This window comes from Enterobacter sp. Ap-1006, assembly GCF_011752835.1.
Classification (GTDB): Bacteria; Pseudomonadota; Gammaproteobacteria; order Enterobacterales; family Enterobacteriaceae; genus Cedecea.
The window spans coordinates 1-23,256 of record NZ_VWWU01000002.1 but is presented as its reverse complement, the minus strand read 5'-3'; the positions used below and the strand labels follow the sequence as shown (position 1 = coordinate 23,256).

The 23,256-nt window shown below is 55.1% G+C and carries 22 protein-coding genes and 1 pseudogene; 15 read left to right on the top strand and 8 right to left on the bottom strand.

Translation table 11 applies throughout. The features are described 5' to 3' along the window. Window positions 1-281: 281 nt before the first annotated feature. Genes arnB through F3J28_RS07405 form a run of 9 tightly spaced genes read left to right on the top strand, consistent with a single transcriptional unit; the run spans window position 282 to window position 8,541 of the window. Window positions 282-1,421, top strand: coding sequence for a UDP-4-amino-4-deoxy-L-arabinose aminotransferase (gene arnB / locus F3J28_RS07445; RefSeq protein WP_008460726.1), 1,140 nt, complete (start codon window positions 282-284; stop codon window positions 1,419-1,421). A 1-nt stretch (window position 1,422) separates the two neighbouring features. Further along, a complete protein-coding gene (gene arnC / locus F3J28_RS07440; protein ID WP_008460725.1) occupies window positions 1,423-2,403 on the top strand; it encodes an undecaprenyl-phosphate 4-deoxy-4-formamido-L-arabinose transferase in 981 nt (326 codons plus the stop codon). Next, window positions 2,403-4,385 (top strand): bifunctional UDP-4-amino-4-deoxy-L-arabinose formyltransferase/UDP-glucuronic acid oxidase ArnA, encoded by a 1,983-nt coding sequence (gene arnA, locus F3J28_RS07435; protein ID WP_008460722.1) that lies wholly within the window; start codon window positions 2,403-2,405, stop codon window positions 4,383-4,385. Before arnC ends, arnA begins: the two co-directional genes overlap by 1 nt. Then, complete coding sequence (arnD, locus tag F3J28_RS07430) at window positions 4,382-5,278, top strand: 4-deoxy-4-formamido-L-arabinose-phosphoundecaprenol deformylase (protein ID WP_166874579.1); 897 nt, start codon at window positions 4,382-4,384, stop codon at window positions 5,276-5,278. Before arnA ends, arnD begins: the two co-directional genes overlap by 4 nt. A gap of 4 nt (window positions 5,279-5,282) precedes the next feature. Beyond that, on the top strand, window positions 5,283-6,944 hold the full coding sequence (gene arnT / locus F3J28_RS07425; RefSeq protein ID WP_166874575.1) for a lipid IV(A) 4-amino-4-deoxy-L-arabinosyltransferase: 1,662 nt from the start codon (window positions 5,283-5,285) through the stop codon (window positions 6,942-6,944). After that, window positions 6,941-7,264, top strand: coding sequence for a 4-amino-4-deoxy-L-arabinose-phosphoundecaprenol flippase subunit ArnE (gene arnE / locus F3J28_RS07420; protein ID WP_166874572.1), 324 nt, complete (start codon window positions 6,941-6,943; stop codon window positions 7,262-7,264). Before arnT ends, arnE begins: the two co-directional genes overlap by 4 nt. After that, window positions 7,264-7,659 (top strand): 4-amino-4-deoxy-L-arabinose-phosphoundecaprenol flippase subunit ArnF, encoded by a 396-nt coding sequence (gene arnF / locus F3J28_RS07415; RefSeq protein WP_205247141.1) that lies wholly within the window; start codon window positions 7,264-7,266, stop codon window positions 7,657-7,659. Before arnE ends, arnF begins: the two co-directional genes overlap by 1 nt. Window positions 7,660-7,714: 55 nt before the next feature. After that, complete coding sequence (locus tag F3J28_RS07410) at window positions 7,715-8,302, top strand: flavin reductase family protein (protein ID WP_166874570.1); 588 nt, start codon at window positions 7,715-7,717, stop codon at window positions 8,300-8,302. Next, complete coding sequence (locus tag F3J28_RS07405; protein ID WP_008460710.1) at window positions 8,299-8,541, top strand: DUF2164 domain-containing protein; 243 nt, start codon at window positions 8,299-8,301, stop codon at window positions 8,539-8,541. Before F3J28_RS07410 ends, F3J28_RS07405 begins: the two co-directional genes overlap by 4 nt. A gap of 28 nt (window positions 8,542-8,569) precedes the next feature. Here the strand turns inward: F3J28_RS07405 and F3J28_RS07400 are convergent, their stop codons facing one another. After that, complete coding sequence (locus F3J28_RS07400) at window positions 8,570-9,109, bottom strand: shikimate kinase (protein WP_166874567.1); 540 nt, start codon at window positions 9,107-9,109, stop codon at window positions 8,570-8,572. Window positions 9,110-9,119: 10 nt separating this feature from the next. Continuing rightward, on the bottom strand, window positions 9,120-10,040 hold the full coding sequence (locus F3J28_RS07395; protein ID WP_166874564.1) for a LysR family transcriptional regulator: 921 nt from the start codon (window positions 10,038-10,040) through the stop codon (window positions 9,120-9,122). Window positions 10,041-10,188: 148 nt separating this feature from the next. Between F3J28_RS07395 and F3J28_RS07390 the strand changes: the two genes are divergently transcribed. From F3J28_RS07390 to F3J28_RS07380, 3 genes are read left to right on the top strand one after another with little or no spacing between them, the layout of a single operon-like run. After that, window positions 10,189-11,724, top strand: coding sequence for an MFS transporter (locus F3J28_RS07390; protein WP_205247140.1), 1,536 nt, complete (start codon window positions 10,189-10,191; stop codon window positions 11,722-11,724). Window positions 11,725-11,757: 33 nt separating this feature from the next. Then, on the top strand, window positions 11,758-12,873 hold the full coding sequence (locus F3J28_RS07385; protein ID WP_166874561.1) for an alkene reductase: 1,116 nt from the start codon (window positions 11,758-11,760) through the stop codon (window positions 12,871-12,873). Between the two features lie 17 nt (window positions 12,874-12,890). Then, window positions 12,891-13,319 carry a hypothetical protein gene (locus F3J28_RS07380; RefSeq protein ID WP_166874558.1) on the top strand — a complete coding sequence of 143 codons (429 nt, stop codon included), beginning with the start codon at window positions 12,891-12,893 and terminating at the stop codon, window positions 13,317-13,319. Between the two features lie 31 nt (window positions 13,320-13,350). Here F3J28_RS07380 and F3J28_RS07375 read toward each other — a convergent pair whose 3' ends face one another. From F3J28_RS07375 to F3J28_RS07365, 3 genes are all read right to left on the bottom strand, one after another. Next, window positions 13,351-14,166 (bottom strand): MetQ/NlpA family ABC transporter substrate-binding protein, encoded by an 816-nt coding sequence (locus F3J28_RS07375; RefSeq protein WP_166874555.1) that lies wholly within the window; start codon window positions 14,164-14,166, stop codon window positions 13,351-13,353. 95 nt (window positions 14,167-14,261) lie between these two features. Beyond that, the gene (locus F3J28_RS07370) at window positions 14,262-14,930 is read right to left on the bottom strand and encodes a methionine ABC transporter permease (RefSeq protein ID WP_039292753.1); all 669 of its coding nucleotides are present in this window, start codon (window positions 14,928-14,930) and stop codon (window positions 14,262-14,264) included. Then, the gene (locus F3J28_RS07365; RefSeq protein WP_166874553.1) at window positions 14,923-15,945 is read right to left on the bottom strand and encodes a methionine ABC transporter ATP-binding protein; all 1,023 of its coding nucleotides are present in this window, start codon (window positions 15,943-15,945) and stop codon (window positions 14,923-14,925) included. Before F3J28_RS07365 ends, F3J28_RS07370 begins: the two co-directional genes overlap by 8 nt. Window positions 15,946-16,450: 505 nt before the next feature. Between F3J28_RS07365 and F3J28_RS07360 the strand changes: the two genes are divergently transcribed. Both F3J28_RS07360 and btsR read left to right on the top strand, forming a co-directional pair. Continuing rightward, window positions 16,451-18,139 carry a sensor histidine kinase gene (locus tag F3J28_RS07360; RefSeq protein ID WP_166874550.1) on the top strand — a complete coding sequence of 563 codons (1,689 nt, stop codon included), beginning with the start codon at window positions 16,451-16,453 and terminating at the stop codon, window positions 18,137-18,139. Continuing rightward, entirely contained in the window at window positions 18,133-18,852 is a 720-nt protein-coding gene (gene btsR, locus F3J28_RS07355) for a two-component system response regulator BtsR (RefSeq protein ID WP_008460700.1), read from the top strand. The genes F3J28_RS07360 and btsR overlap by 7 nt, the downstream gene beginning before the upstream one ends. Before the next feature lie 10 nt (window positions 18,853-18,862). Here the strand turns inward: btsR and yjiA are convergent, their stop codons facing one another. The 3 genes from yjiA to F3J28_RS07340 are packed head-to-tail and all read right to left on the bottom strand — an operon-like array spanning window position 18,863 to window position 22,255. Continuing rightward, the gene (yjiA, locus tag F3J28_RS07350) at window positions 18,863-19,828 is read right to left on the bottom strand and encodes a GTPase (RefSeq protein WP_166874547.1); all 966 of its coding nucleotides are present in this window, start codon (window positions 19,826-19,828) and stop codon (window positions 18,863-18,865) included. Window positions 19,829-19,841: 13 nt separating this feature from the next. Next, a complete protein-coding gene (locus F3J28_RS07345; RefSeq protein ID WP_008460696.1) occupies window positions 19,842-20,045 on the bottom strand; it encodes a YbdD/YjiX family protein in 204 nt (67 codons plus the stop codon). Window positions 20,046-20,101: 56 nt separating this feature from the next. Then, the gene (locus F3J28_RS07340; protein WP_166874544.1) at window positions 20,102-22,255 is read right to left on the bottom strand and encodes a carbon starvation CstA family protein; all 2,154 of its coding nucleotides are present in this window, start codon (window positions 22,253-22,255) and stop codon (window positions 20,102-20,104) included. 725 nt (window positions 22,256-22,980) lie between these two features. Here F3J28_RS07340 and F3J28_RS07335 point away from each other — a divergent pair. Continuing rightward, window positions 22,981-23,256, top strand: a pseudogene (locus F3J28_RS07335) (hypothetical protein); the annotation flags it as partial.

Sequence of the window (23,256 nt, the reverse complement as noted above, 5' to 3'; positions counted from 1 at the left end):
ATTATTCCGCCATTCAACAAACATGCCTTAACCATGATATTCAGATGACAAGCTGGGGTTATGAAGGGCATATGCCCGTCAGCCGATGCTTAACGTCACGATTTTTCGTTATATCTCATTTTCTTAATACTGTTCTAAGATTTCTTTGTTAAATTCTTTTCATTGAATAGTCGTTTAGCTAAAAATGCTGTACTTCCTGAGTGTTGTACTTTTATTTAATTAGCCTGATTCATTATCCCGTCAGCTTTTGGCGTTTAGCGATTTAATAAGGAATCCACGTAATGAGTGATTTTCTGCCTTTTTCACGCCCGGCGTTAGGTGCGGAAGAAATTGCAGCGGTAACGGAAGTCATGCAATCCGGCTGGATCACAACCGGGCCGAAAAACCAGGCGCTTGAGAAGGCATTTTGCGACTTAACCGGCAATAAACATGCCATTGCGGTAAGCTCTGCCACCGGCGGGATGCACGTTACCCTGATGGCACTGGGGCTGCAGGCGGGTGACGAAGTGATTACACCTTCACTGACCTGGGTCTCCACGCTCAACATGATTGTGCTGCTGGGCGCCGAACCGGTGATGATTGACGTCGATCGCGACACGCTGATGGTTACGCCAGAAGCCATTGAAGCGGCCATTACTCCACGCACTAAAGCGATCATTCCCGTGCACTACGCGGGCGCGCCTGCCGACATCGACGCTATTCGCGCCATCGGGGAACGTCACGGCATTCCGGTGATTGAAGATGCTGCGCACGCCGCGGGCACCGAGTACAAAGGCAAGCACGTTGGCGGCAAGGGCACGGCTATCTTCTCTTTCCACGCCATCAAGAACATGACCTGCGCCGAAGGCGGCCTGATCGTCACCGACGACGACCAGTTTGCTAACCGCATTCGTAGCCTGAAATTCCACGGTCTGGGCGTAGATGCCTTTGACCGTCAGACTCATGGCCGCGCGCCGCAGGCTGAAGTTATCTCCCCGGGGTTCAAATACAACCTTGCGGACATCAACGCGGCTATCGCGCTGGTGCAGCTGGGCAAGCTGGAGCAAATCAACGTCCGTCGTCAGGAAATCGCCGAACGCTACCTCAAAGAGCTGGCCGACACGCCATTCCTGCCGCTTGCCACCCCGACCTGGCAGCATCGTCATGCCTGGCATCTGTTTATCATCCGCGTGGATGAAGCCACCTGCGGTATTTCCCGCAGCGGCCTGATGGAAGCGCTGAAGGAGCGCGGCATCGGCACCGGCCTGCACTTCCGCGCGGCGCACACCCAGAAGTATTACCGCGAGCGCTATCCGCAGCTTCAACTGCCGAACAGCGACTGGAACAGCGAGCGCATTTGCTCTATACCGCTGTTCCCAACCATGACCGACGATGACACTTCCCGCGTCATTACCGCTTTACGTGAAATAGCAGGACTCTAAGATGACGACCCCGGAACCGATCAAGAAAGTTTCCGTTGTGATCCCGGTGTACAACGAACAGGACAGCCTGCCTGAACTGCTGCGTCGTACCACTGAAGCTTGTCAAAAGCTGAACCGCGATTACGAAATTCTCCTTATTGATGATGGCAGCAGCGATGACTCTGCCGCCATGCTGACCCGCGCGGCAGAAGCCCCGGACAGCCACATCGTCGCGGTGTTGCTGAACCGTAACTATGGCCAGCACTCGGCCATTATGGCGGGCTTTAGCCACGTCACCGGCGATCTTATCGTCACCCTTGATGCTGACCTGCAGAACCCGCCGGAAGAGATCCCGCGCCTGGTTGAGAAAGCCGACGAAGGCTATGACGTGGTGGGCACCGTGCGCCAGAACCGCCAGGACAGCTGGTTCCGCAAGCGTGCGTCAAAAATGATCAACCACCTGATCCAGCGCACCACCGGTAAAGCGATGGGCGACTACGGCTGTATGCTGCGCGCCTACCGCCGCCATATCATCGACGCGATGCTGCACTGCCACGAACGCAGTACCTTTATCCCGATTCTGGCCAACACCTTTGCCCGTCGCGCCATCGAAATCCCGGTGCACCACGACGAGCGTCAGTTTGGCGACTCGAAGTACAGCTTCATGCGCCTGATCAACCTGATGTACGACCTGATCACCTGCCTGACCACAACGCCGCTGCGTTTACTCAGCGTCGTCGGCAGCATTATCGCACTGTCCGGTTTTGCCCTCGCGGTACTGCTGGTGGTGTTACGTCTTGCACTTGGCCCGCAGTGGGCGGCGGACGGGGTGTTTATGCTCTTCGCCGTTCTGTTCACCTTTATTGGCGCCCAGTTCATCGGAATGGGGCTGCTGGGTGAGTACATTGGCCGTATCTATAACGACGTGCGTGCTCGCCCTCGTTACTTTATTCAACGCGTAGTTAGCAGTGAAACCGCTTTATCTTCAGAGGAAAATCAATAATGAAAGCAGTTGTTTTCGCCTATCACGATATGGGCTGTGTGGGTGTTCGTGCCCTGGTTGAAGCAGGCTATGACATTGCAGCAATTTATACTCACCCGGATAACGCCGCTGAGAATAACTTCTTCGGTTCTGTGGCCCGCACGGCGGCAGAATTCGGCATCCCGGTTTTTGCTCCTGAAGATGTGAACCACCCGCTGTGGGTCGATCGCATTAAAGACGCGCAGCCTGAAGTGATTTTCTCCTTCTACTACCGCAACCTGCTGAGCGAAGAGATTCTGGACTGCGCTTCCGTCGGGGCATTTAACCTCCACGGCTCCCTGCTGCCTAAATTCCGTGGCCGCGCGCCGCTGAACTGGGTGCTGGTGAAAGGTGAAACCGAAACGGGCGTTACCCTGCATCGCATGGTGAAACGCGCGGACGCGGGCGACATCGTTGCTCAGGAACGCGTGGCGATTGCCGCAGAAGATACTGCCCTGACCCTGCACCACAAACTGTGCGAAACCGCAAAATCCCTGCTGGCGAAAAGCCTGCCGGTGATCAAAACCGGTCACTTCCCGCAGACCGCTCAGGACGAATCCAAAGCGACCTATTTCGGCGGCCGTTCGCCAAAAGATGGCGCGATCAGCTGGGAAGGCTCTGCAGCAGAAGCTAACAACCTGGTGCGTGCGGTGACCGAACCGTGGCCAGGCGCGTTCAGCTACGTGGGCGGCGGCAAATTCATCATCTGGAAAAGCCGCGTGCTGGAAAGCAACAATGGCGCGAAAGCCGGGACAGTTATCTCCGTTAACCCGCTGGTTATTGCCTGCGGCACCGGTGCTCTGGAAGTCGTGACCGGCCAGGCTGAAAACGGCGTGTACATGCAGGGTTCCCAGCTGGCACAGTCTCTGGGCCTGGTTAGCGGCGCGATTCTGAGCAGCAAACCCGTTTCTGCTATCAAACGTCGTACCCGCGTACTGATTCTGGGCGTGAACGGCTTTATCGGGAACCACCTGACCGAACGTCTGCTGCGTGATGACAACTTCGAAATCTTCGGCCTGGACATCGGTTCCGACGCGATTTCTCGCTTCATCGGCAACGAGCGTTTCCACTTTGTGGAAGGTGACATCAGCATTCACTCCGAGTGGATCGAATACCACATTAAGAAGTGTGACGTTGTTCTGCCGCTGGTAGCCATCGCGACGCCAATCGAATACACCCGTAACCCGCTGCGAGTGTTCGAACTCGACTTCGAAGAGAACCTGAAGATCATCCGCGACTGCGTGAAATACAAAAAACGCATTATCTTCCCGTCCACCTCCGAAGTGTACGGCATGTGCACCGACAAGTCGTTTGACGAAGATAACTCCCCGCTGATCGTTGGGCCAATCAACAAACAGCGCTGGATCTACTCCGTGTCCAAACAGCTGCTTGACCGTGTTATCTGGGCATACGGCGAAAAAGAAGGGCTGCGCTTCACGCTGTTCCGTCCGTTTAACTGGATGGGTCCGCGTCTGGACAACCTGAACGCCGCGCGTATCGGTAGCTCCCGTGCAATCACCCAGCTGATCCTGAACCTGGTCGAAGGTTCCCCGATCAAGCTTATCGACGGCGGCAAGCAGAAGCGCTGCTTCACCGACATCGGCGACGGCATTGAAGCGCTGTTCCGCATTATTGAAAACAAAAACAATAACTGCGACGGCCAGATCATCAACATCGGTAACCCGGACAACGAAGCTAGCATCAAACAGCTGGCAGAAATGCTGCTGGAAAGCTTCGAACGTCATCCGTTGCGTAGCCAGTTCCCACCGTTCGCTGGTTTCCGCGAAGTGGAAAGCAGCGCCTACTACGGCAAAGGTTATCAGGACGTTGAGCACCGTAAGCCAAGCATCCGCAACGCCCAGCGCCTGCTGGAGTGGACGCCTGAAGTGCACATGGAGAAAACCATCGACGAGACGCTGGACTTCTTCCTGAAAACCGTTGAGCTGACGGACCCTGCTTCATGAGAAAAGTCGGCCTGCGTATTGATGTCGACACCTGGCGAGGCACCCGTGAAGGGGTGCCAAACCTTCTGGAGACGCTAAGTTTACACTCGACTCAGGCAACCTTTTTCTTCAGCGTTGGGCCAGACAACATGGGGCGCCACTTGTGGCGCCTGATCAAGCCTAAATTCCTGTGGAAGATGCTGCGCTCCAACGCAGCATCGCTGTATGGCTGGGACATTCTGCTGGCGGGTACCGCCTGGCCGGGGCGCATGATTGGCGCAGGCAACGCAGAGGTTATCGCGGCGGCGGCGGACCACCATGAGGTGGGCCTCCATGCCTGGGATCACCATGCCTGGCAGGCCTGGGCGGGCGTCTGGGAACAGGACAAGCTCGAACAGCAAATTCGCCTTGGGCTGGATGCGCTGCAGAAAATTGTAGGGCAACCCGTAAGCTGTTCTGCCGTGGCGGGCTGGCGTGCTGACCAGCGCGTGGTGAAAGCGAAAGCCGCTTTTCCGTTCCAGTACAACAGCGACTGCCGTGGTACTACGCCGTTTATCCCCGTTCTGTCTAACGGTAGCGAGGCTGCGGTGCAAATTCCCGTGACGCTGCCCACGTGGGACGAGGTGATTGGTACCGAAGTCAGTAAAGAGAACTTTAACCGCTTTATCCTGGATAAAATTCACCAGGACAGCGGCACACCGGTTTACACCATTCATGCCGAAGTCGAAGGGATGGTGATGCGAGATTCCTTTAGTGAATTGCTGGCGATGGCTGCCGCCGAGGGGGTTCAGTTCTGCCCGCTTAGCGAGCTTCTGCCGGACGATTTATCCACGCTGCCGAGAGGCAAAATTGTGCGCGGGACAATTCCAGGCCGCGAAGGCTGGCTGGGTTGCCAACAACTTATAGAGTCGTGAACCGATGAAATCTGCAAAATATGGAATGACCCTTCTGGTCTGTTTTGCCTTGCTTTACCTTGTCCCTCTGGAGTTTCGTCACCTGTGGCAGCCGGATGAGACGCGCTATGCGGAAATCAGCCGTGAGATGCTGCTGTCTGGCAACTGGATCGTTCCTCATTTCCTTGATCTGCGCTATTTCGAAAAGCCGGTGGCGGGGTACTGGATCAACAACATCAGCCAATTCATCTTCGGTCATAACAATTTTGCCGTGCGTTTTGGTTCCGTGTTTTCGGTGACCCTGAGCGCGCTGCTGACCTACTGGCTGGCGTTCCGCCTGTGGCGCGATAAAACGATCGCGGTGCTGGCCGGGGTTATTTTCCTCACTTGCCTGCTGGTCTACGGCATCGGCACTTATTCCGTGCTCGACCCGATGATCACCCTGTGGCTGACGGCGGCGATGTGCAGCTTCTGGCTGGCCAGTACCGCACAAACCACCGGCGGCAAGATGGGTGGTTACGTGCTGCTGGGCCTGGCCTGCGGCATGGGCGTGATGACCAAAGGGTTCCTGGCGCTTGCGGTGCCGGTGATTGGCGTTCTGCCGTGGGTGATTGCACAGAAACGCTGGAAAGAGGTGTTGTTGTTCGGGCCGCTGGCGGTGCTGAGCGCCGTGCTAATTACGCTGCCGTGGGCGATTGCGATCGCCAAAGCCGAGCCTGACTTCTGGCACTACTTCTTCTGGGTGGAGCACATTCAGCGCTTCGCGGAGAAAGACGCGCAGCATAAAGCCCCGTTCTGGTACTACATTCCGTTCCTGATTGCAGGCTCTCTGCCATGGCTTGCTCTGCTGCCGGGCGCGCTGAAAAGCGGCTGGAAAAGCCGGGGCGAGCAGGGCGGTGCGTTCTACCTGCTGGGCTGGGTTGTGATGCCGTTGCTGTTCTTTAGCATCGCCAAAGGCAAACTGCCGACCTACATTCTGCCGTGCTTTGCACCGCTGGCGATCCTGATGGCGCGTCATGCCGTTGAGCTGGCGAAAAGCGGCTCCGCTATTTTACGCGTCAACGGCTGGATTAACCTGCTGTTTGGGGCGGCCTGCGTGATCACGGTGGCCTTCTTCCTGGCGCCGTGGGGCCTGGCCAGACATCCGGTGTATGCCGCCAACGAAACGCTGAAAGTGGTGCTGGCGTGCGTGGCCTTTGCCGTCTGGGGGCTGTTCGGTCTTTTGACCCTGAGCCAGACCGCGAAACGCTGGTACTGGGCGGCGCTGTGCCCGCTGGGTCTGGCACTGCTGGTGGGCGTGGTGATCCCATCGAAAGTGGAAAATTCCAAACAGCCGCAGGCGTTTATCCATGAGATGCGCCCGCAGCTGGAAGACAGTCGCTACATCTTCACCAACAACGTCGGCATTGCCGCCGGGGTGGCGTGGGAGCTGAAGCGGAGCGATATCAATCTTTATAATCAGGCGGGCGAACTGCGCTACGGCCTTGATTATCCGGATGTATCTAACCGCTTTGTTTACGGTGATGAGTTCGCATCCTGGCTGGCGGAACACCGCAAGCAGGGCAAAGTGTCGCTGATGCTGCTGGTGTCGAATAACACCGATCTCAATGACCTGAAGCTGCCGGAGCCGGATCACCGGGCCAACAGCGGGCGCTTTGTGCTGTTTGAGTACGACGCGCAGCCATGAATATTGCGCTGATAATTCTGGCCAGTTTGCTTAGCTGCGGCGGGCAGCTGTGCCAGAAGCAGGCGGCTCAGGGGGCGGGGCGCCGCCACCTGATGCTGTGGCTTGGGCTGAGCGTTCTGTTATTAGGGCTGGGGATGCTCGTCTGGCTGCTGGTGCTCCAGCACGTCGAGGTGAGCATCGCTTACCCCATGCTTAGCCTGAACTTTATCTTTATCACTCTTGCTGCCCGTTGGATCTGGAAAGAGCGAATTTCCGCCCACCACTGGTTGGGCGTGATGCTGATCATTCTGGGGATTATCGCGCTGGGAGGGCACGCCTGATGGGCTATATCTGGGCGTTAATGAGCGTGCTGCTGGTCAGCGGGGCGCAGCTCAGCATGAAATGGGCGATGATTCAGTTTCCTCCCGCCGCGCTGAGTCTTGAGTTTATTGAGGCCGTGTTGTTCGGCGGCTACGGGCTGCTGGCGCTGATCGGCGGGCTCGCGGCCTACGCGTTTTCCATGGGCTGCTGGTATATGGCGCTGAAACGCATTCCTCTCAGCAAAGCTTATCCGCTATTAAGCCTGAGCTATGTGCTGGTGTGGTTCGCGGCTATTAATCTACCGTGGCTTAACGAAGCGTTCAGTCCGGGCAAACTTCTCGGCGTGGCGGCGATTTTCGTCGGCCTGGTGCTGATTTGCCTGCCTCATCAGCTACGCCACAAAAAGGAAAAGTAATGCGCTAGTTGTTCAGGCAAACTGACGGCAACCTGATGAAAACTGGATGCGAAGTATGAACCCACATATCATTGAAGTGCCGTTAGAAAAGTCTTATCGCCTGATCAACCACGGCCCAACCGTGCTGGTGTCTGCCCACCACAATGGCGTGGACGACGTGATGACCGCCGCTTGGGCCTGTGCGCTGGATTTTACCCCATCCAAGCTGATGGTGGTGCTGGATAAAATCACCGCCACCCGCACGCTTATCGAAAACAGCGGCACCTTTGTGATTCAGGTGCCCTGTGCCGCCCAGCTCAAAATGACCCATTTTCTGGGTACCCACAGCCTGAAAGAGATGCCCGACAAGCTCGAGCAATCCGGCGTGGAGCTGTTCCGTGCCCCTGGCCACAGCGTACCGCTGGTCGCGGGCTGCACGGCCTGGATGGTTTGTAAGCTCATCCCCGAACCGCATAACCATCAGGCTCACGACCTGTTTATCGGCGAAGTTATCGGTGCGTGGGCCGACGACCGCGTGTTCCAGAACGGTCACTGGTCGTTTGAAACCTCCCCGCCGGAATACCGCAGCCTGCACTATATTGCCGGCGGCCAGTTCTACGCCATCGGCGAATCGCTGGTGGTACCGGGTGTGGAGGCGTCATGAAGAAGATTGAATTACCCGCCGAGGACTACCGCAAGCTGAGCGACTTTATCAGCGACTGGCTGGACGACAAGCACGACCTGCAAATAGGGCAGTTTGAAGCCGAATTCTTCCTTGACGAGCTGGTGAAAAAAATGGCACCTGCGCTCTACAATAAAGGACTGGACGATGCGCTGGCGGTAGCCCAAAGCAACATGCTGACGCTGGAAGAGTTACTGGATCTGGAAAAAATCGTCGATTAGTTTTATCAGGGGCAAGCGGGAGCTTGCCTCAGTGCTCCCGCTCTGCCAGCCGTTGGGCAATAAGACTGGCGATAGTATCCGGTTCAGCGGTCGAAAAAATCTGAATATCGCCCTGTGACATGTAAGGCGCAAAACGCTGGCTGAATTTCTTGATTTCCCCTTCTCTTTGCAGGCCAAATCCCCGTTTTAACTGCCGTGCAACAATGATGTTCAGCGCCTCCTGGTAGTCGCATGAGGGCATCAGCAGTACAGAAGTCCCTGCCTGCTGCACTCTCTTTTTATTCGCCGCTACAATATCTGCCCGTATGTCGGTCGCCAGAAACCCCGAAGAAAGAATAAAGACTGTGCTGGTGTAGGTTTCTTTGAGCAGCGTGTCCAGCAGCTTTGCATTCGCTTCAAGATAGCTTTCATACCCCTGTGAGGAGATAAAGGTGCGAATATTTGTGTGGCGGAGGCAAAACTCATCATCAAGGTCTTTCGCGCCGTAGCCGAGTTTCAGGGCAAGTCTGGTACCCACCGTGCTTTTACCGGCTCCGCCGGGACCAATAAGAAAGATAAAATCAGGCATTTTTTCTCGTTTATTCTGCTCTATCCAGCTCGCTATTTTGCCGCTGTGCCAGAATAAAATCGCTGATAAAGTCGACAAAAATTCGGATCTTCGACGAAAGCTGTTTCCCCGAAGTCCAGACCATCTGGAACTGCCCTGGCGCTTTCAAATAGCCACCCAGCAGCGGCTGCAAAATGCCGTTCGACAACGGCTGTTCAATCATAAAGTCAGGCACGGCCCCGATGCCCAGGCCATTAATAATCGCGCTGCGCACCATTTCCATGTTGTTCGAACTGAATACGGTGCGGGTGCGAACGTCCGCCAGTTCAGATAAGTCACGCAGCGGCCAGGGCTGCAGCTTGCCGGTGTTCACATAGCGGAAACGAATTCCGCAATGCCCCTCCAGTTCCCGGGGCGATTGCGGCACGCCATGCCGTGCAAGATAGGCTGGGGAAGCACAGAGAATAAGCTGCAAAGAGGGCAGCGCGCGACGCATCAAGCGAGAGTCCGGGAGTTCGCCGGTTCGGATGGCGATGTCCACGTCCTCGTCAATCAAGTTCACCAGCCTGTCGCTGAAATCCAGATCGAGATCGATGTCCGGATAACGGCGAACGAAAGCGATAATTGCCGCTTCAAACAGGCTGTGGCTGGCGGCGGGCAGGCTAACGCGCAGGCGGCCCCGGGGTGTTTCACTGGCATGAGAGAGCAGGGCATCCGCCTCATCCAAATCCTGCAGAATGCGCCGGCAGCGCTCAAAGTAAACCCTGCCTTCGGACGTCATCTGCAGGCTGCGGGTGGTGCGGTGAAAAAGCCGCACCCCAAGCTGTTCTTCAAGCCTCGTAATCCCTTTTCCCACCGCCGAAGCGGAAAGCCCCAGAGCTTGTCCGGCGCGGACAAAACTGCCCAACTCTGCGGTGCGGACAAAATAGATCAGGCTGGACAGGCGATCCATAGTGATACCTCTATTCGAGCGTTTTAGTCCGTAATGTTCGGACGTTTTATCATTTTTGTCACAGAAAAACACCCGCTACTCTGCACGCTATCCCACCTGCTTACTGCAGGCCCAATTCCAGGATTGTGACTTTCCGCTAAGGATATGAATGATGGCCGTTACCCGTTCTCACCCGTCGCAAGAACAGCTCCTGACGCTGGTCGCCGTGTGTCTTGCCTCGATCACTATGCCTTTTAATTTTACCGCCGCTGCCGTGGCCTTACCCGCTATCGGGCAAAGCTTCCACGGCTCGAGCATGGCGGTTAACTGGGTAGCTAATGCGTTTATGTTGACCTTTGGCAGTTGCCTGATGCTGGCGGGCGCACTTGCCGACAGCTACGGGCGTAAACGCATGTTTGCCGGGGGGATTGCGGCCTTTGCGTTACTGTCAGCCTCGCTGCTTGCCGCGCCAAACTTGTTTGTTTTCGACCTGCTGCGTGGGGCGCAAGGAATTGCCGCCGCTATCGCGTTTTCCGGCGGGATGTCGGCACTGGCACAGGTTTTTGACGGGACCGCCAGGATGCGAGCCTTCAGCTTTGTCGGCTGCAGTTTTGGTATTGGTCTGGCATTTGGCCCCGTGGCTGCGGCGGTAATGATCGATCTCTTCAGCTGGTCCATTGTCTTTATTCTACTGACCCTGGTGGCAGGCATTGCCTGTTTTCTGGCCTGTCGTTATATGCCTGAATCCCACAATCCAGCGGCAAACGGTATCGACTGGGCTGGTGCCGTGGTGTTTACGTGGACGCTGGGTGTTTTCACTTATGCCGTTCTGCGCGTGCCGGAGGTTGGTTGGGGGGATGCCTTCAACCTGGCGCTGTTTGCGGTGGCCACGATTTCACTGCTGGTATTTATTCGCATTGAACTGCGCGTTCAGCAGCCGATGCTCGACCTGACTTTGTTCAAGTTTCCCCGTTTCGTTGGCGTTCAGCTCCTCGCTGCTGCTCCGGCCTATTCCTTTGTTGTTCTGCTTCTGCTCTTACCGCTGCGCTTTGTTGGCGTGGAGGGAATGCCGGTGCTTGAGGCCGGACGGTTAATGATTGCGCTCTCTGCGCCGCTGTTGTTCCTGCCGATTATTGCCGGTTACCTGACCCGCTGGTTCTCTGCTTCCAACCTGTGCGGGGTAGGGTTGCTGGTTTGCGCGGCCGGATTATTGTGGCTCAGCCGTATTCCGGGCGGGGCATCTGCGTGGCAGTTTGCCTTGCCGATGTGGACGATCGGCTGCGGGATAAGCCTGCCCTGGGGATTGATGGATGGCCTGGCGGTGAGTGTGGTGCCCCGCGAGAGGGCGGGCATGGCAACGGGTATTTTCAGTACCACGCGGGTGGCTGGGGAAGGGATTGCGATGGCAATTGTGAGCGCGCTGCTCTCTTCACTGATGGCAAATAACCTGCACCAGGCGGTGTCCGCTAGCCCTCAACGGCTGGCACATGTCGCGCAAAGCGTTGTTACCGGTGATGTCGCGACCGCAACGACATTGCTGCAGGGCGTGACGTATAAAGCGATTGCCGCCAGCTACGACGCGGCGTTCAGCGACCTGTTGCTGCTGTTGATGGGCATCACATTGCTGGTCGCACTGGTGGTGTTTTTATTTCTGGATAAAGAACAAACCGGGGATGAAACCCGGCCACAAGCGACGGCGAGTTGATCGCCATTTTAAGTCAATAGTGAGAATGCAACGATGACCACACATGTCAAAGATCTGTTCATCCCGCTGCGGACCGGCAGGCTCAGTTTACAACATCGGGTTGTGATGGCGCCGCTAACCAGAATGCGTGCATCCGGGCCTGAAGGCGCGCCTGATGCGCTTAACGCCGAATACTACGGCCAGCGCGCCAGCGAAGGCGGCCTGATTATTACCGAGGCGACGAATATTTCGCTGCAGGGGAAAGGCTTTCCTCAAACGCCGGGCATCTATAGCGAAAGCCAGCAGGCAGGCTGGAAAAAGGTTGTGGAGGCTGTGCATCAAAAGGGAGGCGCTATTTACCTCCAGCTCTGGCACACGGGGCGTATTTCTCATCGCAGTCACCACCCAGAAGTCCCGTCGATTGCTCCCTCTGCTATTCGCCCTGCAGGTGAAGCTCTGGATGCTAACTTCACACCTCAGCCGTTTGCTACACCGGCAGTCCTTGAACTCTCGGCCATTCCTGCGGTAATTGAGGAGTATCGCGAGGCGGCACGGCGAGCGAAAGCTGCAGGTTTCGACGGCGTGGAGTTGCATGCGGCGAACGGTTTTCTCATCGATCAGTTTTTGCAGGACAAAACTAATCAGCGCACGGACGAATATGGCGGCAGCGTGGCAAACCGAACGCGTTTCATGCGCGAAGCACTTGCGGCGCTGCGGGAGGTTTATTCCGCCGGAGAAATCGGCGTCAGGCTTTCCCCGTTCGGCAAGCTGGGAGGCATTGGCGACAGTAACTCGCTGGCGCTGTTTACGGATATTGTCACCTGGCTTTCAGAACAGCAGATTGGTTATTTGCATCTGGTGGAGCCGAGAGCCAACACCGGGCTAAATGAAGAGCAGGATATGACGCAGCCAGCCTCTGTTGCCGCATTGCTACGGCCCTATTTTGACGGCGCTATTATTGCTTCAGGCGGTTTTACCCGCGACTCAGCGAATGCGCTTATTGCTGCAGGAGATGCGGATGCCGTGGCCTTCGGGCGGGCGTTTATTGCTAACCCTGATTTGCCTTATCGCCTGCGGATCGGAGCCCCTTTAAATGCCTATGACCGTTCCACGTTTTACGCCGGGGATGCTCGCGGTTATACCGATTACCCGGCTTTGTCACATGACTGATCAATCAGGAGAGTCTTATGTTATTTAACGACAGCGCATCCCCCATTCCTGACGTGCAGGGGCCGCCACCCTGGCTGGCAATACTTGCCGATGAGGCGACTCTGCAAGGTGTGGTGCTGAAAGCGCCGGTTCACGGTAAAACGGCAATACTGGAAATCCTGAAAGCGGCCATTCCGCTGTATGACTTCCAGCGCTTTACTTACCGGGATTATGTCAACGAACGGTTATTTATGGAGTCTTACCGCGCAAGCGTCGACGGCAAGGCCGTGGAGTGCGCCGTTTGGGTGCATATCAATGAGCAAGGGCAGGCAGATTCGCTGATGATTCATCATCATCCGCTGCCTGCGGCGCTCTATTTTTCCCGGCGGATGTGGCAGCAGGTTGATGACAAGTACCGCGAACTTTACCTCAGCCCGGAGGAGTTCGCGGCGCTAACGCGCGGGTAGGAAGAGGGGCGCATTGCGCCCCTTTTTCGTATTACTGGCTAACAGGCACAACCGCGCCGTGATATTTCTCGTTGATCCAGTCCTGAATCTGCTTAGAGTGCAGGACTTTCACCAGCTCGACGATGTCATGTTTTTTCACGTCGGCGCGGTGCACGGTAATGATGTTGGCATACGGGTTGCCTTCGGCGCTTTCGACGGCAATCGGATCTTTAATCGGGTTCAGGCCTGCATCAAGCGCGTAGTTGGCGTTGATCACCACCGCATCGCCTTCGTTGTTGGCGTACATCTGCGGCAGCAGGGCGGCTTCAATATCCGCTTTGAACTGCAGGTTTTTCGGGTTGCTGGCAATGTCGCTGATGCGCGCGTTAACCGGCTTCACGCCAGGTTTCAGGGTAATCACGCCTTCCCGCTGGAAGATAGCCAGAATACGGCCTTCTTCGGCCACCGAGTCACGGAGAATGATTTTGCCGTTCTGCGGCAGATCTTTCAGGCTTTTATATTTCTTCGAATAGATGCCGATAGGCTCCACGTGGATTGCCCCCGCGCTGACGAAATCGTAGTTTTTATCGCCTTTATGATCCTGTAGCACCGAATCCAGATAGGGCTGATGCTGGAAGTAGTTGGCATCAATCTCATGCTCGGCCAGCGCGGTATTCGGCAGGATATAGTCCTGGAAGGTTTTGATCTCAAGATCGATGCCTTCTTTCGCCAGAATCGGCTTCGCCTGCTCGAGAATTTCCGCGTGCGGGACGTTGGAGGCGCCCACAATCAGTTTTTCAGCGGCGTTGGCGTGAAGGCTTAACGCGGTTAAAGAAGCCAGAGCTAACATCATAAACTGTTTTTTCATTATTTCGTCCAGTCGTGATTAGTGATTAAAAGTGCATTGCCGTGGAATTCCAGGCGGCAGAGTGTGCTTCTGTCGCCCGAAAGGTGTGAAAGCCGTTAGCGTTTATCGAGCAGGTTGGTGATGCGGTCACCGATAAACTGAATAATAAAAACGATCGCCAGGATAGTGGCCGTGGCCACCAGCGTTACGTCATTATGGTTACGCTGGAACCCTTCCAGATAGGCGAGGTTGCCTAAGCCGCCAGCACCGATAACCCCAGCCATGGCGCTGTAGCTCACCAGAGCAATCAACGTGACAGTCATCCCGGACACCAGCGCCGGAGAGGATTCAGGCAGCAGCACGCGGAAGATCAGCGTGTGGGTTTTGGCCCCCATTGAACGCGTGGCTTCAATAACGCCTTTATCGACCTCGCGCAGTGCAATTTCCACCAGGCGGGCGTAGAAGGGAGCCGCCCCGACGATCAGCGCCGGCAGCGCGGCGTTGGTGCCGAGAATGGTGCCAACCAGCGTTTTTGTGAATGGGATCAGCAGGACGATCAGAATGATGAACGGGATCGAGCGGAAGACGTTGACCAGCACGGTCACCACCGAGTAAACCAGCCGATTCTGCAGCAGCTGACCGCGAGAAGTGAGAAACAGCAGCACGCCGAGGGCGATGCCAAACACGAACGTTGCCACTCCCGACCAGGCCGTCATGTAGAGCGTTTCGCCTGTGGCGGCCCACAGCTTGTCGAGTTTTAAATGCGGGAAGTATTGCTCAAGCATGTCGAATAACCTCAGTCTCTACCCGCTTTTGATTCAGGTATTGCACAATATTTTCTAGCTGGCTGGCGTCATCCATATGGACGTACAGCTCGCCAAACGCGCCGTCTACCGTCTGGGTAATATTGCCGTGCAGGATGTTCAGCGCGACGTTGAAATGCTGAATGACATCGGCAATCACCGGCTGTCGGGCTTCTCCGCCAGGGAAAATCAGCTTCAGAATGCTGCCGCCGATGCCCTGAACCCAGAGCGGATTGAATGGTTCTCTGGGCGTATTTTGCCCCGCAATCTGACGCACAAAAGTTTGCGTGATGGGCTGCTGCGGGTGGGTGAAAATATCCAGCACCGGGCCTTCTTCAACGATTCTGCCGTTTTCCATCACCGCCACGCGCTGGCAAATTTTGCGCACCACGTGCATCTCATGGGTGATGAGGACGATGGTTAAATTGAGCTGGCGGTTAATGTCGAGCAGCAGATCGAGAATCGCGTCGGTCGTTTGCGGATCCAGCGCCGAAGTGGCTTCGTCGCACAGTAAAACATCCGGGTTATTGGCCAGCGCGCGAGCAATACCGACTCGCTGCTTTTGGCCGCCGCTTAGCTGAGCAGGCCAGGCGTTTTCGCGCCCCTCCAGCCCCACAAGCTTAATCAGCTCGTTTACGCGCTGCTGAATCTGGCTTTTATTAACACCGGCAATTTGCAGGGGAAAGGCAATATTCTCGGCAACGGTCCGGGACCACAGCAGATTAAAGTGCTGAAAGACCATGCTGACTTTTAGACGAGCCTGACGGAGCTGTTCGCCTCTGGCCTGGGCAATATCCTGCCCGGCGACAATGATCGATCCTGACGTGGGTTTCTCCAGCCCATTTAATAATCTTATTAATGTGCTTTTACCCGCGCCGCTGTAGCCAATAATGCCGTAAATCTGGCCTTTATTGACGTTGATATTAATATTATCTACGGCGGTAATGGCGCCATGTCTGCTGGCAAATATTTTTGATACGCCCGAGAGAACGATCATTATCCTGGTCCTTAACTGCTGAAATTTTCCGCAACGCAACAGCATGATATGCTGCCAACTGGCGCACGAATGCCGTGTTATGGGCGTTGAATCATTGTTATTTGGCTGATACTACCTGCTAATACCGTTGCTCAGAAGAATATAAAGATATGACTTATAGCCATAAGAAATATAAATACATGATGGTTTTTTCCTGACCGGGATTAATACGCTTTAGCAAAAATATGGCATTGCTTATCGTTAAATTGATTAACTGCGTGTGTTTAAATAATAATCAGTAGAGGGCGTGGATGATAAATAATGAACGGACTGTTAATCGATTTTATTAACGATATGTTATTGGTCGATGATTGTTCTGCCTGGTTTTTTTAGTTTTATATTGGTGCTCTTTGGTGCCGTTTTCGCTGTTATTTTCGTACCAAATTTAACAAATCTGCGCCATGCCCCGGAAATTCTAGTCTCATCAAGGTATCTTTCCCGCCTCGAGAGCGGAGATTGTCTGAAGATGTACGAATTCAATTTAGTCCTGCTGCTTCTGCAGCAGATGTGCGTGTTCCTGGTCATTGCCTGGTTAATGAGTAAAACCCGGCTGTTTATCCCCCTGATGCAGGTGACCGTGCGCTTACCCCACAAGCTGCTGTGCTACATCACCTTCTCGGTTTTCTGCATTATGGGCACCTATTTTGGTCTTCATATTGAAGGCTCCATTGCCAACACGCGCGCCATTGGCGCCGTGATGGGCGGCCTGTTAGGCGGGCCGGTGGTGGGGGGGCTGGTGGGGCTAACCGGCGGGCTGCATCGCTATTCTCTTGGTGGAATGACGGCGCTGAGCTGCATGATCTCCACCATTGCGGAAGGACTGATTGGCGGGTTAATCCACAGCGTTTTAATCCGCAGGGGCAGGACGGACAAACTGTTTAGCCCGCTGGTCGCCGGAGCGACGAGTTTTTTCGCCGAACTGGTGCAGATGATCATTATCTTGCTTATCGCACGGCCCTTTGAGGATGCGCTCCACCTGGTGGAAAGCATCGCAGCGCCGATGATGGTCACCAACACGCTGGGTGCCGCCATGTTTATGCGCATTCTGCTGGATAAACGCGCGATGTTTGAGAAATACACTTCCGCGTTCTCCGCCACCGCGCTAAAGGTCGCGGCCTCAACCGAGGGGATCCTCCGGCAGGGATTCAACGAACAAAATAGCCTGAAGGTGGCGAAGGTGCTGCACCAGGAGCTGGACATCAGCGCCGTGGCGATCACCGACCGGGAGAGGCTGTTGGCGTTTATTGGCACCGGGGCCGATCACCACCTGGCGGGCAAGCCTATTTCGTCGGGTTACACCTGGCAGGCCATCGAAAATAACGAAGTGGTTTACGCCGACGGTAATGAGGTACCTTATCGCTGCTCGCTGCATCCTAACTGCAAGCTGGGATCGACGCTGGTTATCCCGCTGCGGGGTGAAAATCAGCGGGTGATCGGCACGATAAAACTCTATGAGGCGCGTAACCGGCTGTTTAGCTCCATCAACCGCACGCTTGGCGAAGGGATTGCGCAGCTGCTGTCGGCGCAAATCCTCGCCGGGAAATATGAACAACAAAAAGCGCTGCTGGCGCAGTCCGAGATTAAGCTGCTGCATGCCCAGGTGAACCCGCACTTCTTATTTAATGCGTTGAACACGCTGAAAGCGGTTATTCGCCACGATGGCGACAAAGCCGGGCAGCTTGTGCAGTACCTCTCGACATTTTTCCGCAAAAATCTCAAGCGCCCGTCTGAAATTGTCACGCTTTCCGATGAAATTGAGCACGTGAATGCCTATCTGCAAATTGAGCTGGCGCGTTTCCAGACTCAGTTGGCGGTGGACTGGCAGGTGCCCGACGAGCTGGCGAATCAGCGTTTGCCAGCTTTCACGCTACAGCCGATTGTGGAAAACGCCATTAAACACGGCACCTCTCAGCAATTAGGCCACGGCATGATTACTATTCGTGCCCGTACAGAGGGAAAAGACGTGCTGGTGGATGTCGAGGATAACGCCGGGTTGTACCGGCCAAAAGAGAACGGTAACGGACTGGGAATGAATCTGGTGGACAAGCGGCTGCGGGCGAAGTTTGGGGAAGACTATGGCCTGGCCGTGAGCTGCGACCCCGATCGTGTTACCTGCATCACCGTGCGCCTGCCCGCCGAGGAGTTGGTATGTTAAGAGTATTGATTGTGGATGATGAACCGCTGGCGCGTGAGAACCTGCGCGTCCTGCTTGAGAACGATGGCGAGATTGAGATAGTCGGGGAATGCGCCAACGCGATAGAGGCGATTAGCGCGGTGAACAAACTGCGCCCGGACGTGCTGTTTCTCGATATCCAGATGCCGCGAATTAGCGGGCTGGAAATGGTGGGTATGCTCGACGAGCGCCATCGGCCGCGCATTGTGTTTCTCACCGCTTTTGATGAATACGCGGTACAGGCGTTTGAGGAGTGCGCATTTGACTATCTGCTCAAACCTATCGAAGCGCAGCGGCTGCAAAAAACGCTGGCTCGCCTGCATCAGGAGAGCGAAGCGCAGGATGTTTCCCGCCTGCCGGACAGCCAGCAGCCGCTAAAATTTATCCCGTGCAGCGGCCACAGCCGTATCTGGCTGCTGCAGATGGAGGAGGTGGCCTACGTTAGTAGCCGGCTAAGCGGGGTGTATGTCACCAGCCGGGATGGCAAAGAAGGCTTTACCGAATTAACACTGCGCACGCTGGAAAGCCGCACGCCGCTGCTGCGCTGCCACCGGCAATATCTGGTGAACATGAATTATTTGCAGGAGATCCGCCTGGAGGATAACAGTCAGGCGGAGCTGTTGCTGCGGGATGGCCGCACCGTGCCGGTGAGCCGCCGCTATTTGAAGTCGTTAAAAGAGGCGGTGGGGCTTTAAGGTTATTGCTCTACGCGGCAGGTTTTAATCCGGCAAAAGCGTCGCGGATTTCGGCCTCCGGGAGCGAAACGCCGATGAACACCAGCGTGCTCTCCGGCGTTTCGTCCGGCTGCCATTCGCGGTCCCAGTCGGCGCTGTAAAGGCGCTGCACGCCCTGGAATAGCAGGCGACAGGGCTGGTCTTCAATCCACAGCATTCCTTTGTAGCGGAGCAGGTTGTTGGCGAAGCCGGACAGCAGGTTTTCCATCACGGAAGAGACGGCGGACAGCGCAACCGGGTAGTCCAGCGTCACCACAATAGATGAGACTTCATTTTGCTGCGGGGCAATGCGGTGGAAGCGAGGTTTTGTCGCCACGACGTTTTCTTCCAGCATAAAGCCGCGGGTGTTAAACAGCAGCGGAAGATCGATATTGCCGTGCAGGATAGGGTACACCGGCGCGCGTGCGTTAATGCGCTGCAGGCGTTCAGTCAATGCAGCGGATTCACCGGCCACATCGGTTTTGGTCAGTAAAATACGGTCGGCGTAGCCGATTTGCGACTGGGCGAGCGGAAACTGATCCAGCTGTGAATCGGCATGTACCGCGTCGACCAGGACGATCACGCCGTCAAGCAGGTAGCGTTCGCAGATGATTTCATGGGCGAAAAAGGCCTGCAGGATAGGGCCAGGGTCGGCCATGCCGGTGCATTCGACGATGAGCCTGTCGAAGTGAATTTCACCTTTGTCCCGGCTATCAAGCAGATCCAGCAGGGCATCTTCCAGCTCGCTTGAGCGCGTGCAGCAAATACAGCCGTTGCTTAGGGTGGTAATGCGGGTGGCGCGGTCGCCAATCAGTTGGCTGTCGATAGGCGTTTCGCCAAATTCATTTTCAATAACGGCAATCTTCTCGTCCTGCTGGGTATGCAGGATATGACGTAACAGGGTGGTTTTCCCTGCACCCAAAAAGCCGGTTAATACGGTTACTGCAATCGGTGTCATCGCGTCCTTCCTGTTAACAGCAGCGCATGCCGCCTTTACCGTCTCCGCCGTAGCGCGCCTGCTGGCGTTCCCGGAAGAATTCTTTGTAGGTCATGGGCGGCTGATCCGGGTGGTTTGTCTGCATATGCAGCACGTAGGTATCATAGTCCGGAATGCCAACGAGCATTCTTGCCGCCTGGCCGAGGTACTTTTTTGCAGCACCTAAGTTATCAAACATTCGTCGCTCCTTTAGTGATTTAAGCCCCGCTAATGCGGGGCTGTCAGATGAAGCGATCAGTGTCCGGAAGAAATCTTAATGCCTTCTTTCGGCACCGGCTGGTAAGGCGTTTCTTTGTCCGTCGGCTGGTCGGATTTACGTGCCTCTTTCCAGGCCTTAATGCCGTAGAAAATAATGCTGTAAACCACCACCAGGAACAGAATGCTCAGGCCCGCGTTGGTGTAGTTATTGACGACAATGTGGTTCATGTTGGCGATGTCTTGTGCCGTCAGATCCGCCCCACCGGCGGCGATACGCGCCTTATACTGGTTGGCCATGAAGAAGAAGCCTTCCATCTGCGGGTTGCTGCTAAACAGCTTCAGGCCCAGCGCCCAGGTAGTGCAGATAAGCAGCCAGACCGCAGGCACCACGGTGACCCAAATGTACTGGGTACGTTTCATCTTCACCAGCACCACAGTGGCCAGCACTAATGCAACTGCCGCCAGCATCTGATTGGAGATGCCGAACAGCGGCCACAGGCTCTTCACGCCGCCCAGCGGATCGACCACGCCCTGATACAGCAGGTAGCCCCAGAGGCCTACGCAGCCAGCGGTGCCGATGATACCTGCGACCAGTGAGTCAGTTTTCTTCAGGAACGGGATAAAGTTACCCAGCAGATCCTGCAGCATAAAGCGGCCAGAACGGGTGCCGGCATCCAGCGCGGTAAGAATAAACAGCGCTTCAAACAGGATCCCGAAGTGGTACCAGAACCCCATGTCAGCGACGGGCACAATTTTGTGGAACACATGTGCAATACCGACGGCGAGCGTAGGCGCGCCGCCTGCGCGGTTAAGCACGGAAGGTTCACCGATATCTTTTGCCGTCTGCAGGATCTGCTCAGGCGAAATCACAAAGCCCCAGGAACTGACGGTGGCGGCCGCGTGCGCGGTCACTTCTTTCAACTGCGCCATAATCATTGGCGCATTTTCCCCGCCCAGCTCGTGCAGGTTTGGCATGGTAAAGCCCAGACCCGCCGGTGGCGTGTTCATGGCAAAGTACAGACCTGGCTCAATGATGGATGCCGCCACCAGGGCCATAACGGCCACAAATGACTCCATCAGCATCGCGCCGTAGCCGATAAAGCGAGCATCGGTTTCACAGGCCAGCAGTTTTGGCGTGGTGCCGGACGCGATAAGCGCGTGGAAACCGGATACTGCGCCACAGGCAATGGTGATAAACAGGAACGGGAACAATGCACCTTTCCACAGCGGACCGGTACCATCCACGTATTGGGTAATCGCCGGCATTTTCAGCTCTGGATTCAGGATAACGATACCAATCGCCAGGCCGACGATAACGCCGATTTTCAGGAAGGTCGCCAGGTAGTCGCGCGGCGCGAGGATCAGCCAGACCGGCAGCAGGGCGGAGACAAAGGCATAGCCGATGAGCGTAAAGGTAATGGTAGTGTCTTTAAATGTCAGCGCTGGGCCCCAGTAAGGGTCGTGGGCAATCACGCCCCCGAAGTAAATCGAGGCGACCAGCAGCACAATCCCGATAACGGACACTTCACCGACCCGGCCCGGACGAATAAAGCGCATATAAATGCCCATAAACAGGGCAATCGGCACCGTCGAGCAAACGGTAAATACGCCCCACGGGCTTTCAGCCAGCGCTTTCACCACGATAAGAGCCAGCACGGCCAGGATAATTATCATGATCAGGAAGCAGCCAAACAGGGCAATCGTCCCCGGCACTGGGCCCATCTCTTCTTTGATCATCTCGCCAAGGGAAGCCCCGTTTCGGCGCGAGGAGATAAACAGCACCATAAAGTCCTGAACCGCCCCGGCCAATACAACGCCTGCCAGTAGCCAGAGAACACCGGGCAGATAGCCCATCTGCGCCGCCAGCACCGGGCCGACCAGAGGCCCGGCCCCGGCTATCGCCGCGAAGTGGTGGCCAAACAGCACGTTACGGTTGGTCGGGACATAGTTCAGTCCATCGTTATTGATCACCGCCGGTGTGGCGCGGGTAGGATCCAGCTTCATCACCTTCTGGGCGATATAAAGGCTGTAGTAGCGGTAAGCCACCAGATAGACCGACACCGAGGCGACGACGATCCACAGGGCGCTGATGTGTTCCCCCCGTCGCAGGGCGACGACGGCCAGACAGCAGGCCCCGATGATACCCAGTATCACCCAGGGTATATGTTTGAGAAATTTATTTTTATTCATAATTCATCCGTTTGTCAGCCCTGGCGTCATGCCTGTTCGCCGTCTCGCTGAACCTGGTTGTTGTAAAAGAAGGGCATAAAAATAGCCCAGCCATAGCGTGACGATTTTTGCTGCAAGAGAGGAAAAAGAGTGGCCGAGTGGTCGTATTCAGGAATAAGCGGTTGTGGGACAGGCTAAGCGGTTTTAACCAGCCGCTAACTCACTGAAAAGTGTGATTAAGATCTCATGATAAGCAGAGAGGATTTAATGATATAGCCGGGTTGGTTTCAATTGGGCTGAGAGTAAACTTCGCTATGGGCGTTGAAATAAATAATAGGATGGCATTTACGGAGATTATTTATCGTAACGTGTTATTACGACTGAATTGAAATTCCATTTCATGCGCTTATTAATAAATGGGGTGATGTTAATTGTTTGTTCGTTTTTTGTTTGTTCGTTTTTTGTTTGTTCGTTTTTTGTTCGTTTTTTTGCAAAGACAGGTTGTGGTATCTCAGGACGGCGTAAGTAAGCGTGCTGCCTATCTTAAACTGAATGTATGTCAATATATTATTAGTGAATATTTTTTGTTATTACCGTTTAAAAACATAAGGTTACATGGCTCTTTGTTGTTACATATTAATTGATGAGAGTTGTTATTTGTTTCTTAATTAAGCTGTTTAGCGTTGTGCAAATCGTGCTGACGAGCACAATACACAGCGATTAAATTAATTTATAGCGATGCTTTTATGTCTTTATCTGAAAACAAACCGACTAAAACAAAAAGAAATGCGATATCCACAGCCTTGCCTTTGACTATGCTAATTACTCTGGCTATGCCGGCAGTCGCTGGCCCGGTGATCAATGTGGGTCCGTTAAATGAGTATATTTATTCCGATAAAAATACCCTCGCCAAACGCATTTATAACTCCGGGGATGCCACGGCATTTGTACGCGTTGAGGTTAGTGAAATCGTTTATAACGAGCATAGCCCGGTAAAGGAAATTCCGCTTGATAATGAGGCC

Bases quoted from the DNA above. Each gene is read 5' to 3' on its own strand.
- arnB (WP_008460726.1), top strand. From the start codon at position 282: ATGAGTGATTTTCTGCCTTTTTCACGCCCGGCGTTAGGTGCGGAAGAA.
- arnC (WP_008460725.1), top strand. From the start codon at position 1,423: ATGACGACCCCGGAACCGATCAAGAAAGTTTCCGTTGTGATCCCGGTG.
- arnA (WP_008460722.1), top strand. From the start codon at position 2,403: ATGAAAGCAGTTGTTTTCGCCTATCACGATATGGGCTGTGTGGGTGTT.
- arnD (WP_166874579.1), top strand. From the start codon at position 4,382: ATGAGAAAAGTCGGCCTGCGTATTGATGTCGACACCTGGCGAGGCACC.
- arnT (WP_166874575.1), top strand. From the start codon at position 5,283: ATGAAATCTGCAAAATATGGAATGACCCTTCTGGTCTGTTTTGCCTTG.
- arnE (WP_166874572.1), top strand. From the start codon at position 6,941: ATGAATATTGCGCTGATAATTCTGGCCAGTTTGCTTAGCTGCGGCGGG.
- arnF (WP_205247141.1), top strand. From the start codon at position 7,264: ATGGGCTATATCTGGGCGTTAATGAGCGTGCTGCTGGTCAGCGGGGCG.
- F3J28_RS07410 (WP_166874570.1), top strand. From the start codon at position 7,715: ATGAACCCACATATCATTGAAGTGCCGTTAGAAAAGTCTTATCGCCTG.
- F3J28_RS07405 (WP_008460710.1), top strand. From the start codon at position 8,299: ATGAAGAAGATTGAATTACCCGCCGAGGACTACCGCAAGCTGAGCGAC.
- F3J28_RS07400 (WP_166874567.1), bottom strand. From the start codon at position 9,109: ATGCCTGATTTTATCTTTCTTATTGGTCCCGGCGGAGCCGGTAAAAGC.
- F3J28_RS07395 (WP_166874564.1), bottom strand. From the start codon at position 10,040: ATGGATCGCCTGTCCAGCCTGATCTATTTTGTCCGCACCGCAGAGTTG.
- F3J28_RS07390 (WP_205247140.1), top strand. From the start codon at position 10,189: ATGATGGCCGTTACCCGTTCTCACCCGTCGCAAGAACAGCTCCTGACG.
- F3J28_RS07385 (WP_166874561.1), top strand. From the start codon at position 11,758: ATGACCACACATGTCAAAGATCTGTTCATCCCGCTGCGGACCGGCAGG.
- F3J28_RS07380 (WP_166874558.1), top strand. From the start codon at position 12,891: ATGTTATTTAACGACAGCGCATCCCCCATTCCTGACGTGCAGGGGCCG.
- F3J28_RS07375 (WP_166874555.1), bottom strand. From the start codon at position 14,166: ATGAAAAAACAGTTTATGATGTTAGCTCTGGCTTCTTTAACCGCGTTA.
- F3J28_RS07370 (WP_039292753.1), bottom strand. From the start codon at position 14,930: ATGCTTGAGCAATACTTCCCGCATTTAAAACTCGACAAGCTGTGGGCC.
- F3J28_RS07365 (WP_166874553.1), bottom strand. From the start codon at position 15,945: ATGATCGTTCTCTCGGGCGTATCAAAAATATTTGCCAGCAGACATGGC.
- F3J28_RS07360 (WP_166874550.1), top strand. From the start codon at position 16,451: ATGTACGAATTCAATTTAGTCCTGCTGCTTCTGCAGCAGATGTGCGTG.
- btsR (WP_008460700.1), top strand. From the start codon at position 18,133: ATGTTAAGAGTATTGATTGTGGATGATGAACCGCTGGCGCGTGAGAAC.
- yjiA (WP_166874547.1), bottom strand. From the start codon at position 19,828: ATGACACCGATTGCAGTAACCGTATTAACCGGCTTTTTGGGTGCAGGG.
- F3J28_RS07345 (WP_008460696.1), bottom strand. From the start codon at position 20,045: ATGTTTGATAACTTAGGTGCTGCAAAAAAGTACCTCGGCCAGGCGGCA.
- F3J28_RS07340 (WP_166874544.1), bottom strand. From the start codon at position 22,255: ATGAATAAAAATAAATTTCTCAAACATATACCCTGGGTGATACTGGGT.